This window comes from Quyinboa mangrovi, from assembly GCF_042219825.1.
In the GTDB taxonomy this organism is placed as follows: domain Bacteria; phylum Bacteroidota; class Bacteroidia; order Bacteroidales; family UBA5342; genus JBHJHP01.
Genome location: NZ_JBHJHQ010000003.1, coordinates 158,208 through 172,044, shown reverse-complemented (window position 1 = coordinate 172,044; position 13,837 = coordinate 158,208). Strand labels below are relative to the sequence as shown.

The following is a 13,837-nucleotide window of genomic DNA, read 5'->3' as shown; positions in this document are numbered from 1 at the left end:
ATAATATGGATATGAAAAAACTGAATTCAAAACATTTTATGGCTTTTGCAGGTGTGGTAATTTTACTGGTGTTTTTTTCATCCTGTAAAACAGAGGTTAAAACTGAAAAGGAAGGTCAATATCCCATTGAACCGGTACCTTTTACTTCCGTTCATGTTACTGATCAGTTCTGGGCTCCAAAAATCAAAATCAATCATAACGTGACCATTCCGATTGCCATAGAACAATCGGAGATTTCAGGCCGTGTAAAAAACTTTGAGATTGCTGCTGGTGATGCAAAAGGTGAATTCTGTTCAGAGTATCCGTTTGACGACAGTGACATTTATAAAATTATTGAAGCTGCCAGCTATTCTTTACAAACCATGCCGGATTCTGCACTGCAGAAAAAGCTTGATGAGCTCATAGAAAAGATAAGGAAGGCTCAGGAAGAGGACGGATATATTTATACCAACCTTACCATTGCTGAAAAGAACGGTACAAATCCGCATCCGTGGGTTGGTGATGGCCGGTGGAATAAAGTGCATGAACTGAGTCATGAGCTGTATAACCTGGGACATATGTTTGAGGCTGCTGTCGCACATTACCAGGCAACAGGACAACGAAATTTTCTCGACATAGCCATTAAAGCTGCAGATATGCTGGACCGTACCTTTGGATGGGGAAAGCTTGAAGATTATCCCGGTCACCAGGTAGTGGAAATGGGTTTAGTGAAACTTTACCGGGCTACAAATGAAAAGCGGTATCTCGATCTGGCTAAATTTTTCCTTGATGTCAGGGGACCTGGTGGATCAGAATATAATCAGGCACATGAAAAAGTAGTGGATCAGACCCGGGCTGTGGGACATGCCGTACGGGCCACCTATATGTATTCCGGAATGGCAGATATTGCTGCCTTGTATAACGATGAATCATACCTTCATGCCAGCAGGGCCATATGGCAGGATATGGTATACGGTAAAACCTATGTCACAGGAGGAATTGGTGCCTCAGGTGGGAATGAAGGTTTTGATGAACCGTATAATTTACCCAATATGGCTGCATATTGTGAAACCTGTGCTTCAATTGGAGACGTATTCTGGAATTACCGCTTATTCCTGTCAGATGGAGAAGCAAAGTACATGGATGTTCTGGAAAGAACCTTATATAATGCGCTGATATCAGGTGTTTCATTAACAGGGGACCGTTTTTTCTATCCTAATGTACTGGAATCTATAGGACAACACAGCCGTAGTAAATGGTTTGGTTGTGCGTGCTGCCCTCCGAACATTGCCAGACTTTTACCTTCGTTACCCGGCTATGTATATGCAAAAACAAACGATGCCATTTATATTAACCTGTATATGTCCAACACGGCACAGATCAAACTCGGAGATGAGGATGTTACTATCAGCCAGGAGACACAATACCCATGGAACGGTTTGGTTAAGATGACTATTAACCCAGAAAACAAAGCCAGGTTCGCTTTAAAATTAAGGATTCCTGGCTGGGCAAGAAATGAAGCCATTCCGGGAGATTTATATACCTTTATGGATGGTGTTAATCCTGAGGTAACGCTTAATGTGAATGGTAAGGATATGAAGGTTAAACCGGAACACGGATATGTAACCATCGATCGGAAATGGACGAAGGGCGATGTTGTTTCTTTAAATATGCCAATGGAACCGCGTGAAGTTAAGGCGGATGAAAATATAAAAGCAGATGCCGATAAAATGGCCATTCAACGGGGACCATTGATGTATGCTGCGGAATGGCCTGATGTGGAGGACGGAAAAGTATTAAATCTGATTTTTGACAAGGATAAAGAACTTACTGTTGAGCACAACGATCATCTTTTAAATGGTGTTTACACCATTAATATTCCTGCAAGAATTGCCCGCGCAACCAAAGATGGAGGTTTGGAATACAGTGAAGAAAAAATTGTTAAGTTGATTCCGTATTATGCATGGAATAATCGTGGACCCGGAGAAATGGCAGTATGGTTGCCGTATAACGAAAAAAGTGTACGACCTTTGCCTGCGCCTTCAATTGCCAGCAAAAGTAAACTTTCAGCATCGCGTCCCACTAAAAGTCTTATTGCCATTAACGACCAGTTAATGCCTAAGGATGCCAACGACCACACATGGCCCTATTATCACTGGTGGCCTGAAAACAATGCATGGGAATGGGTTCAGTACGATTTTGATAGTGAGGAAACCGTAAATAAGGTAAAAGTTTACTGGTTTGACGATGGCCCGTTCGGAGGTTGCCGTATTCCGGCTGAATGGAAAGTAATGTATAAATCAGGTAAGAACTGGGTTCCGGTTAAAACTTTGGGACAATATACTATTACAAAAGACAGCTGGGATTCTGTAAATATTGAACCGGTAAAAACCACTGCGTTACGAATGATGGTTAAATTACCGGAGAGGTTTTCTACAGGTATTCATGAATGGGTGATTGAATAAATGAGCAAATAGTAGTATCGAAAAACAACATCAAATGAAAATAAAATATCAGTACATACTGGCTTTAATGATTCTTGCAGGGACTGTCGTTCATGCACAAAATCGCCGGAGAGAGAAACCTGTCCCAACACTTGGACTTGACAGTGGGTATACTGATTATTCCACTCAGCAAATTAAACTGCAACTCGTTAATGAATCACAAACTGTTTCCGAATTGAAAACGGATGAGGGGTTCGACTTCACACCCCATGACAGGTTGGAAGCTCGTTCAGGGAACAGGTTTTATCATTTGGGCGACATTAATCTGAGAGTCAGGAGTTGCGGTTGCGAGGATTGGTCCAGCTTTTCCACGGCAGAAAACCGCAAACCGGTTATGTCGTTAAATGTGAATGATCCGGAGGTGCTGGCTGCCTCAAATCTGAGCGGTACAATGCCTGAAACATTTCCCTTGGAGCTTACAAGGTACTGGCAGAAGAAAGGGGATCACCTTGTGTTGCGTTTTAAATTAGTAAATAACACAGACAAAGATGTAGAAATAGGCGCTTTAGGTATTCCAATGATATTTAATAATGATCTGACAGGTAAATCACTGGATGAAGCCCATGAGCAGAATGTATTTTATGACCCGTATATTGGTATGGATGCAGGTTATCTGCAGGTGGTTTCGCTGAAAGGAGAAGGGAAGGTTCTGCTTGTATTGCCCTGGGAAAATTCGCCCTTCGAAGCGTACAGGCCATTGCTTGATGATCCGACACCAAGAGGAATAACCTTTGAGGGGTTTCATGAGTGGATGATCCATTCCAAGGCCTGGGCTGATGAAGAATGGGAAGGTGTGGAGCAATGGAATGCTCCAACCGAGAAAGTATTGAAACCCGGCGAAGAATACAATGTAGGTGTGGAGTTTGTACTGGCTGATTCCGTTAAGAACATTGAAAAAACTCTGGCCGATCACAACAGGCCTGTGGCCGTTGGTATCCCTGGATATGTGTTGCCTGAAGATGTTGTAGGAACACTTTTTCTGAAAGCTGAAAAAGGCGTGAAGTCAATCACTTCAGAACCGGAAGGCGCTCTGTCCGTAACGTTTGATAAGGTAACAGATGGTAAATGGAAAAAATATACTGTAAAGGGAAATCAGTGGGGCAGGGCAAGGCTGTCTGTTACGTATGATGATGGAACGCTTCAGACCATCAACTATAAAGTAATAAAACCTGAAGCAGAAGTTGTGGCAGATAACGGTCATTTCTTAACAACCAAACAATGGTACGAAAATTCGGGCGATCTGTTTGACAGAAGCCCGTCTGTGATAACCTACGATTATGAAACAGGAGAGAAAGTTCTGCAGGATTCGCGTTCGTGGATTTGTGGCTTAAGTGATGAAGGTGGTGCAGGTGCGTGGTTAAATGCCATAATGAAGCAACTGGTTGAACCGGATCCTGAAGAGATCGCAAAGCTGGATTCGTTTGTAAGTCAGACATTGTGGGGTGGCATTCAGTACAATAGCGGCGATCATAAATATGGCGTTCGTAAAAGTATGTTCTATTATGAACCGGACAGCATGCCGGCAGGAACATATAGAGATGATATAAATTATAAAACCTGGGCCGCCTGGTCGAAGAAAGCAGCAATGTCAGTTGGCCGGTCCTATAATTATCCGCACGTAGCTGCAGCACACTGGGTGATGTACCGGTTGGCCAGAAACTATAAAGGCCTTGTGGATGATAGTCAGTGGAGGTTTTACCTGGAGAATGCCTTTTATACCTCTATGGCCATGGTAGAACAGGCGCCGTATTATGCACAGTTCGGGCAAATGGAAGGGACTGTATTTCTATTGATCCTGAATGACCTGAGAAATGAAGGTTTTGCGGATATGGCTGATAAACTTGAAGCAGCCATGAAGAAAAGAGCTGATCACTGGGCCACACTGAATTATCCGTTTGGAAGTGAGATGCCCTGGGATTCAACCGGACAGGAAGAAGTATATATGTGGTCGCGCTATTTTGGATTCTCTGATAAAGCCATGGTAACACTGAAGGCAATTATGGCATATATGCCAACAATTCCGCACTGGGCCTATAACGGAAACGCGCGCAGATACTGGGACTTTCTGTTTGGAGGAAAACTTTCACGTATTGAACGGCAGATTCATCATTACGGTTCAGCATTGAATGCCATACCGGTATTGCATGAATACAGGCTTGAACCGGATAACCTCTATCTGCTTCGTGTGGGTTACGGCGGAGTAATGGGGGCAATTTCAAATATTAATGAAGAAGGATTTGCACCCTGTGCATTCCATTCCTTCCCTTCCACACTGGCCAACGATGGTATCTCCGGCGATTATGGAACAGGATTCTTTGGATATGCGGTCAACAGCGCCACATTTATTACCAGAGACGATGACTTTGGCTGGCTTGCATTTGGAGGTAACATCAGCGAGGATGGCGACTGGGTTATAACCGATATCACAACGGCATCAAAATCAAGACTTTTTATTGCACCGGAAAACCTGTGGATCACACTGGATGCAGGAAATGTAGATGCGGTAAGATACAATTCAAAAACACATGAAGTAATCCTGGTTATGGCCCCGGAAAACGATTTTACACCAAAAGCTTATCTGCGACTGGAAAAGGATGGTAAACCCGTTGATTCCCTTAAGAAATATAAGAAGGATAGCAGGGGAGCATGGGTTGTGCCCCTGAAGAAAAAATCAGTGGAGGTGAAACTTTAGAAAACAGATATGAAGAACAAATTGCATTACATCACAGCAGGAATCGTTTTCTTGTTGATGACACAGGTTCTAACTTTAAAGGCCCAGGATAACGCTGTAATCTCAGCTACTCCGCCAATGGGATGGAACAGCTGGAATAAGTTTGGATGTAATGTAAGTGAGAAACTGATTATGGAGATGGCCGATGCCATGGTTATCAGTGGCATGCGTGATGCCGGATATGAATATATTGTGATTGATGATTGCTGGCAGACGGGCCGTGACAGTTCTGGCAATATCATTTCGGATCCGGAACGTTTTCCATCGGGAATGAAAGCACTGGCTGATTATATACACGATCAGGGACTTAAATTTGGTATTTATTCCTGCGCAGGTTCTAAAACATGCCAGGGAAGACCCGGAAGCAGAGGGTATCAGTTTCAGGATGCCAGGACCTACGCATCCTGGGGTGTGGATTATTTGAAGTACGACTGGTGCTATAATGAAGGTCAGGATGCCAAAGCAGCGTACAAAACGATGAGCGATGCGTTGAAGGAAGCTGGCAGACCAATTGTGTTCTCTATTTGCGAATGGGGTGAGAGTAAACCATGGGAATGGGGAGAAGGCATTGGAAATTTATGGCGGACAACAGCAGACATCAGAGATTGTTATGAATGTACCTTTGACTGGGGTGGTCTCGGTGTTTTGGATATCATTGATAAACAAGCCGAATTATGGCCTTATGCAGGTCCGGGGCACTGGAATGATCCCGATATGCTTGAAGTAGGAAACGGAGGTATGACGGAGGATGAGTATATCACACACTTTTCCATGTGGGCTATGCTGGCGGCACCTCTCATGGCTGGCAACGATCTCAGAACGATGGATCAAAGCACAAAAAAAATACTAACGAATAAAGATGTAATTGCCGTTAATCAGGATTCGAAAGGTGATCAGGCACGTAAGTTCATGGATATGGGGGAGCACGAAATATGGGCAAAACCTCTTAGCAATGGTGAGGTAGCGGTTTGCTTTCTGAACCGGACCGATAAACCATGGAAACTGGATTACGACTGGAAGAAACATACGATGTATTTTGTACGCGACGTGAGCATCCACCGGAATGTATATCAGGTATATGATGTTTGGGATCATAAAACAGTTGGTGATACAGAGGAACAATTGAAAATGGAAATTCCTGCACATGGCGTATTGATGGTCAGATTAACAAAAAAATAGGTTGTAATATTCAAGGACATAACGAATAACATATAATTTTTACAGGATGAAAAGGTTAGTAGTACTATTGTTTTTGGGAAGTTTTGTTGCACATTATGCAAGCTTTGCACAGGTGACTGCTGAAGATTATGCCAGGGCAGATTCTACAGCTAAATTCGGAAGTCTGGTTTATAATGCCTATGCTGATGTAAACTGGATAAAGGATAAACCTGTTTTCTGGTACAGTATAAAGACCAGTAAAGGAACGGAGTATAAACTGGTGGATGCAGAGAATTTGAAAATTACACCGGCCTTTGATCAGGAAAAATTGTGTAAAGCATTGAATGAATCCCTGAAGAAAGACTATAAACCATTTGAACTTAATCTCAGACGCCTGCGGTTTATTAAAGATGGTAAGGCTATTGCCTTTGAAGCAGGTAATAAAAGATTGGAATGTGATCTGAAAAAATATAAGGTTGACATAAAAGGCGATGTTCAAGGTTGGGGCAACCGTCACTGGGGAGAAACTGAAGGGGAGTATAAAAGCGATCCCGTTAAATCGCCTGATGAAAAGTGGGAAGCATATGTCAGGGAATATAATGTTTGGCTGAAGGATTTGAAATCCGGAACCGAAACACAGTTGAGTTTCGATGGTTCTGCCGGAGAGTTTTATTCCGGACATATGGACTGGTCCCCGGATTCCAAAAAAATTGCAGTCAACAAAGTACGTCCAAACGAAAAACACTACATCTATTTCGTGGAGTCTTCACCAAAGGATCAGTTACAGCCGAAACTGGAAAAGAGAGAATATCTGAAACCGGGCGACGCACTTCCGATACTTAAACCTTGTCTTTTTAATGTGGAGGACTTAAAGCAAATACCGGTCAATAGTCAGCCTTTTGAGAACCAGTTTTCGTTGTTTGGAATTAAATGGTGGCCCGGAAGTGAAGGCTTTACATTTGAATTTAACCAGCGCGGACATCAGGTATACCAGGTTGCCGAAGTTGATGCAGAAACAGGAGACGTTCGGGTAATTATTAATGAAACCAGTAAAACTTTTATAGATTACAGCGGGAAACACTTTCGCCATGATTTGGATAAATCAAAGGAAATCATCTGGGCATCGGAAAGAGATGGCTGGAACCATCTGTATCTGATTGATGCTGCAACAGGTAAGGTAAAAAATCAGATTACCAAAGGCAATTGGCTGGTAAGAGGTGTAGAGCATGTGGATGATGATAACCGGAACATCATTTTTTCTGCGGCAGGAATGAATAAGGGAGAAGATCCGTATTTTATACATTATTATAGCATCAATTTCGATGGCACAGGATTAAAGGACCTGACACCTGATAAGATGAACCACGATGCCACCTTTTCGTCCGATTACAAATACTTCACTGATGCCTATTCTACTGTTGATACACCGCCGGTTACCGTACTAAGGAAAACAGCTGACGGAACAATACTGAAAATACTTGAAGAAGCTGATATCTCAGATTTACTGGCTGCAAACTGGCGTAAACCGGAGGTTTTTGTTGCAAAAGCACGGGATGGCAAAACAGACATCTGGGGTAATATTTATTATCCTACTAATTTTGATCCGGAGAAAACATATCCGATTATAGAATACATCTATGCAGGTCCACAGGGATCATTTGCACAGAAAAGTTTCCGTCCTTACAATTACCCGTTTTCGGGACTAGCAGAACTGGGCTTCATCATAGTTCAGATGGATGGTATGGGAACGTCGAACCGCTCGAAAGCCTTTCATGATGTGTGTTATAAAAACCTGAAGGATGCAGGTTTTCCTGACAGAATACTATGGATCAAAGCTGCAGCAGAAACACATCCGTTTATGGATACCACACGTGTTGGTATCTTCGGAGGTTCTGCAGGAGGACAGAGTTCTACCGGTGCTGTATTGTTTCATCCTGAATTCTACGATGTGGCCGTTTCATCCTGTGGCTGTCATGACAACCGCATGGACAAAATGTGGTGGAATGAGCAATGGATGGGCTATCCGATAGGGAAGGAATATGCAGAATGTTCCAATGTGGATAATGCATACCGGCTTCAGGGTGACCTAATGCTGATTGTGGGTGAGGTGGATGATAATGTGGATCCGGCATCAACCATGCAGGTGGCAGATGCTCTGATAAAGGCGAAGAAAGATTTTGAACTGGTGGTTCTTCCAGGATCAAACCATACACTAGGAGGGGATTATGGCGAACACAAACGCAGGGACTTTTTTGTGAAAACCTTGTATAACCAACTGCCGCCGAAATGGGGGAAATAATATTAACCATAAAAAGATGAAATGATGAAACGCTCAATATATTTAGTCGCATTGTTGTGTATCGTACTGTTACCTTTAGGTTCTTATGGCCAGTGTATTGTCGGGGATAAAAATATTCCGCCGGAAATAACAAAACCACCACTGGTTTTAAAGCTGGATCCGTTTTATAAAAAATACATGGGCGCCAATGGTATTCCTGTCATTTCATCGTGGAGGGTACCCGATTCGGCCCTGGTACAGGCGTGGAAGATTGTAATGTTCATGACCAATGATCTGCCTGAAGAAGTGTTGACCCAAATGCAGCATGCAGGGGCAAGAGTTGGTGTAATGGCTCGTTATGAAGGAACAACAGATATTCCTGAACATGCTGATCTGGCCAATGATACTACCTTAAACTGGGATCTCCGGGCCAGAGGTCTCGGCGGCGATATGAATTTGCCCCTAACAACATGTGCAGAGGAAAACCTGTTGTGTTATCAGATCGATAAGTATCATGCAGAAGATATCCTGATCCATGAGTTTGCGCATGCTATTCATCTGATAGGTATCGCACCAATAGATTCCACCTTCAACAATACCTTGCAGCAATATCTTGATGAAGCTGTTGCAAATGGATTGTATGCCAATACATACGCCAAAACCAATATCTATGAATACTGGGCTGAAGGAATTCAGGATTGGTTTAACGTGAATGCTGAAGTACCAAAAACTGACGGAAAGCATAACCAGGTGAATACACGGGAAGAATTAAAGCGGTACGATCCGAAATTATATAATCTCATACACAAGTATTTCTCGGAATTTGAAGGTTCTCCATCGTGCCACGGAGGACAAAATCTGTATACATTTTAATCTGGTTAAATGGATTGAGAGCCGGATAAAATTCTTCAGATAGTTATTGAAAATTGACAGAAACATTTAAATTTACAGCTTTACTGCACAGATAATTTTGTATTTTGCTGTTGTGGTATCGCTAAGGTATTATGTGACCAGAGTTAAGATGTTTAAATATGCCAGTCCAAAATGAAAATATTCAGTTGGGTCATAGCTTTTATATTCCTTTTAAATCTGAACCATCAGATATATGGTAAAGATCAATCGGTTCAATTTTATCATTTTACGAATGAGATGGGACTGCCATCGTCTTATGTAAAAAGCATTACTCAGGACAAATATGGCTTTATCTGGTTGGCAACACGTATTTCAGTCTCCCGTTTTGACGGTAAACAGTTTCAGGATTTTCCAGCTTATGGTGAAGATGGCAGAGAAGTTAAAATCTTTTGCAATAAGCTTTTTTATTATAAGGATTCCTTACTCATAGCCAGGACAAATCAGGGTAACTTTTTTGTTTTCGATAATAATCTGGAAGTATTTAAAGCATATGCTTTGCTCAATAATATTCCGGACATACAGTCGTTTAATGTTACCCGGGAAGGATTTTGGATCAGCACAACAAAAGAAATATTTCACCTGAATCCTGTCACTGGAGAAAAAAGGAATATAAATGAAATAATCCCCCAGTTTAAAACAGTCGGTGGTTACACATATTTATCATCCCTTGCTGACGAGGATCATTTGGTCGTACTGACCAATTCAAATGAATTGATTTGGTTTAGTTTTAGTTCTTCGGTATTCAAAATATGTCCGCTTCCACAGTTAAATACTTCATCTCCATTACAATTGTATTATCTTGATAAAGCTCACCGGATATGGTTTGGAGAGGAAACAAATGGTGTTTTCAGGTATGATCCTGAAAAGAACAGCTATCAGCGGTTTTCAAAGGATCAACCGGAACCTTATACAATTCCACATAATCTGGTACATTGTCTGGAAGAGGATCATCAGAATAGAATTTGGATAGGTACAGAGGCCGGGATAAGCATTTATGATGATTTACATGAAAAGAACATCATATGCAGTTATGATCCTGCAAATCCCCAGGGCCTGAATACAAATCCTATTTATGATGCATTCTGTGATAAGGATGGAAATTTGTGGTTGGGAACATATTTTGGAGGCGTTAATTTTTGGAGTGCTAAAGATAAATTTTTCAGGACATGGAATTCCGGTCTGGGTGACTGGCACCTAGGAGGAAATGTGGTAAGTTGCCTCACAGAGGATGATAAAGGCAACCTTTGGGTTGGACTGGAAGATATGGGACTTAACCGAATTGATTTACATACGGGTGCGGTAAGGCACTATACCATGAAAGACGGGCTGTCTTATAATAATTTGCACGATATTCTTTTTGTGGGTGACACAAAACTCTGGATTGCTACCTATACAGGAGGAATAAATATATTGGATACGGAATCGGGAAAAATTTCCCATCTGAATAAAAACAATATTCCGCAGATTCTTTCTGATAATATTTATGCATTTCTGAAGGTCGGTGATACAGTACTGATAGGCTCAACTTATGGTGTAACACTTTATGATACTAATAATAAAAGGTTTTTCAGGCTTAGGGATGATGTTTTACGGAACATTCAGATTGAAAGTATGACCCGGACGGGTAGTACCATATGGCTCTCTTCGGTGGAGGCTATTTACAGGTACAACCTGGAAACAAAGTCAATTCAGCTGTTCGATGAAATTCCTGAGATGAAGAACATTAATTTTGTAAAGGCAGATTCCAAAGGTCGCATCTGGATTGGCGATTCCTATCAGGGGCTGGCCTGTTATGATCTTAAATCAAACAGAATAACGAAGTTTAATACTGAAACAGGGTTTCCGGTCTCATGGATGTTCAGTCTTGAAGAGGGGAATGGCGGCTGGTTTTGGGCAAGCAGTGATAAAGGTCTTGTAAAGTTTAATCCTGAGAGTGGTATAAGTATATTATATGACAGCAATTCAGGTGTGCCTTTTAACCAGTTTAATTACAGGGCATCATTTACAGATAGTAACGGCAACATTTATTTTGGTGGCAATAGTGGGATGGTTTCGTTTAATGAAAAGAAAAATCCACAGATGGCGAAGGATAACGGTGTTGTACTGACTGGTTTTCAATTATTCAATGCACCTGTAAGACCAGGCCAGAAGTCACCGCTGAAAAAGTCGATTAATGAGACGGATAAAATAGTTCTACGCTATGATCAGAATGTTTTTACCATAGAGTATTCCGCCTTAAATTATTCACTTAGCGGTAGAAGTCAGTATGCCTATTATCTGGAAGGATTTGAGACTAACTGGAATTATGTTGGGAACCGGGACTTTGCGACGTATACCAGCCTTAGTCCGGGAACTTATACGTTTCATGTCAAGGGCTCGGGTTATAATGTGCAGGAAGTTTCAAATGATACCAGCCTGATCATCGAAGTCTTGCCGCCATACTGGCTCACAAAATGGGCTTTCATGATTTATTTCTTACTTGCACTGATATTTTCTTATATCATTTATAAAGTTGGTAAGAATCTGGCACAGTCAAAGGTTATGATTGAAATGGAACGAAGGGAAAAGGAACATGCCGATGAAATCCATAAAGTAAAACTGGAGTTTTTCACGAATATTTCCCATGAACTCAGAACCCCACTTACGCTTATTCTGGGACCAATTCGGTATATTATTGATGAGGACAGGCTAAGTCCTAATTCAAGGAGAAAACTGTTGGGCGTTGAGAAGAATGCGAAACGTCTATTTCAGCTCATCAACCAGTTACTGGAGTTCAGAAAAATAGAAAACGGTAAGGAAAAATTACAGATTATTGAAACCGATATCAGGTCTGTTGTGGATGAAATTTCGGATTCATTTAACAACATCGCAGAGTCGAAGGATATAGAGTTTGTTACAAGTCTGCCGGTAAAAAATTCCATGGTTTGGGTTGATCCCGGTAAGCTGGATAAAATTGTATTTAACCTCCTGTCAAATGCTTTTAAGTTCACTGAAGCAGGTGGACGCGTTGAATTTTCTGCCAGCATTGTAAGTTCAAAATCACGATCACGCTACGAAAATAATGTACTGATCATAAAAATTTCGGATTCCGGAAGAGGGATAAAACCAGAAATGCTGGATCGTGTTTTTGACCGGTTTTTCCAGATTGAGGAAAATCTGAGTAAAGGTTCAGGCATTGGTTTAGCCTATGTGAAAAGCCTTGTGATTTTGCATAAAGGTGAAATAAAGGTGGACAGTGAAGTTGGAAAAGGAACGTCATTTACCGTAAGTCTGCCTGCATCAAGAATAGCATACGACAAAACAGAAATACTTGATCACATTTTACAGTATGAACATGCTACGGAGAATAGCGATGCACTTTTCGACATAAAGGAGGAAAAGAAACGGATCGATTCAGATGGACTTTCCTCATTACCATTGATAATGGTGGTGGAAGATAACAGAGAAATGCTTGATTTTATGAAAGAGGTTCTGGAGCCAAACTATCAGGTTGTTACAGCACTTAATGGAATTGAAGCACTCAAAAAGATGGAAAAAATTATTCCTGATCTTATTGTAAGTGATGTAATGATGCCGGAAATGAATGGTTTTGATCTTACTGAAAAAATCAAAACAAATCTGAATACATCCCATATTCCGGTTATTCTGCTTACAGCAAAGAGTGGAGTTGAGGACCGGATTAAAGGGATGTCGACAGGGGCTGATTACTACATTGAAAAACCTTTTTATCCTGAAATTCTTGAAAAGAATATTGAGAATATAATCTCCACACGGAAAAAGCTGATTGAGCGGTTTAAAAATGATGCGTATGTACAGATCAGTGATATGGATATTTCTGAATCGGATAAGAGTTTTATGGAGAAACTGACGAATATTATCAGAAAGAATATCAGCGATTCTACTATGGATGTCAGTTATCTGGTTAAAGAAATGGGCCTGAGCCGATCTCTTCTGCACATGAAGCTGAAAGGTCTCATTAATTGTTCAACTACCGAATATATCAGGGCAGTACGTCTGAAAGAAGCGGTTAAACTGATTGCCAGTGGTAAGTGCAATATTTCAGAAGCTGCCTATGAAACAGGATTTTCAAGTCCAACCTATTTTACACGGCGTTTTAAAGAATTTTATGGGAAGCCGCCAAGGGAATATTTTGAAATGAATAATTGATATAGCAAAGGGGAAGTCGTATATATTTTATTTAAACAATGTTAAGCATTCTACGTTAACCTAAATAGAGTGGCTTCTGTCACATTTTTGGAAGACCCTGTACTCACT

The 13,837-nt window shown here is 41.3% G+C and carries 6 protein-coding genes; all 6 read left to right on the top strand.

Annotated elements, in window-relative coordinates:
* Positions 1–11 precede the first annotated feature (11 nt).
* The 6 genes from ACE1ET_RS06845 (at position 12) to ACE1ET_RS06820 (ending at position 13,729) form a co-directional block, all read left to right on the top strand.
* Positions 12–2,444: a glycoside hydrolase family 127 protein gene (locus ACE1ET_RS06845; protein ID WP_375727632.1), complete on the top strand. Its 2,433-nt coding sequence runs from the start codon at positions 12–14 to the stop codon at positions 2,442–2,444.
* A 34-nt stretch (positions 2,445–2,478) separates the two neighbouring features.
* Positions 2,479–5,175 (top strand): DUF5695 domain-containing protein, encoded by a 2,697-nt coding sequence (locus ACE1ET_RS06840; RefSeq protein WP_375727631.1) that lies wholly within the window; start codon positions 2,479–2,481, stop codon positions 5,173–5,175.
* A gap of 9 nt (positions 5,176–5,184) precedes the next feature.
* Positions 5,185–6,393, top strand: coding sequence for a glycoside hydrolase family 27 protein (locus ACE1ET_RS06835; protein WP_375727630.1), 1,209 nt, complete (start codon positions 5,185–5,187; stop codon positions 6,391–6,393).
* Positions 6,394–6,439: 46 nt separating this feature from the next.
* Positions 6,440–8,671, top strand: a complete 2,232-nt coding sequence (locus ACE1ET_RS06830; RefSeq protein ID WP_375727629.1) for a S9 family peptidase — start codon at positions 6,440–6,442, stop codon at positions 8,669–8,671.
* A 21-nt stretch (positions 8,672–8,692) separates the two neighbouring features.
* On the top strand, positions 8,693–9,523 hold the full coding sequence (locus ACE1ET_RS06825) for a hypothetical protein (protein ID WP_375727628.1): 831 nt from the start codon (positions 8,693–8,695) through the stop codon (positions 9,521–9,523).
* Between the two features lie 171 nt (positions 9,524–9,694).
* Positions 9,695–13,729 carry a hybrid sensor histidine kinase/response regulator transcription factor gene (locus ACE1ET_RS06820; RefSeq protein ID WP_375727627.1) on the top strand — a complete coding sequence of 1,345 codons (4,035 nt, stop codon included), beginning with the start codon at positions 9,695–9,697 and terminating at the stop codon, positions 13,727–13,729.
* Positions 13,730–13,837: the final 108 nt, after the last annotated feature.

What these genes read in the sequence shown, in the direction of transcription:
- ACE1ET_RS06840 (WP_375727631.1), top strand. Translation starts at nt 2,479, where the DNA reads ATGAAAATAAAATATCAGTACATACTGGCTTTAATGATTCTTGCAGGG.
- ACE1ET_RS06835 (WP_375727630.1), top strand. Translation starts at nt 5,185, where the DNA reads ATGAAGAACAAATTGCATTACATCACAGCAGGAATCGTTTTCTTGTTG.
- ACE1ET_RS06820 (WP_375727627.1), top strand. Translation starts at nt 9,695, where the DNA reads ATGAAAATATTCAGTTGGGTCATAGCTTTTATATTCCTTTTAAATCTG.
- ACE1ET_RS06825 (WP_375727628.1), top strand. Translation starts at nt 8,693, where the DNA reads ATGATGAAACGCTCAATATATTTAGTCGCATTGTTGTGTATCGTACTG.
- ACE1ET_RS06845 (WP_375727632.1), top strand. Translation starts at nt 12, where the DNA reads ATGAAAAAACTGAATTCAAAACATTTTATGGCTTTTGCAGGTGTGGTA.
- ACE1ET_RS06830 (WP_375727629.1), top strand. Translation starts at nt 6,440, where the DNA reads ATGAAAAGGTTAGTAGTACTATTGTTTTTGGGAAGTTTTGTTGCACAT.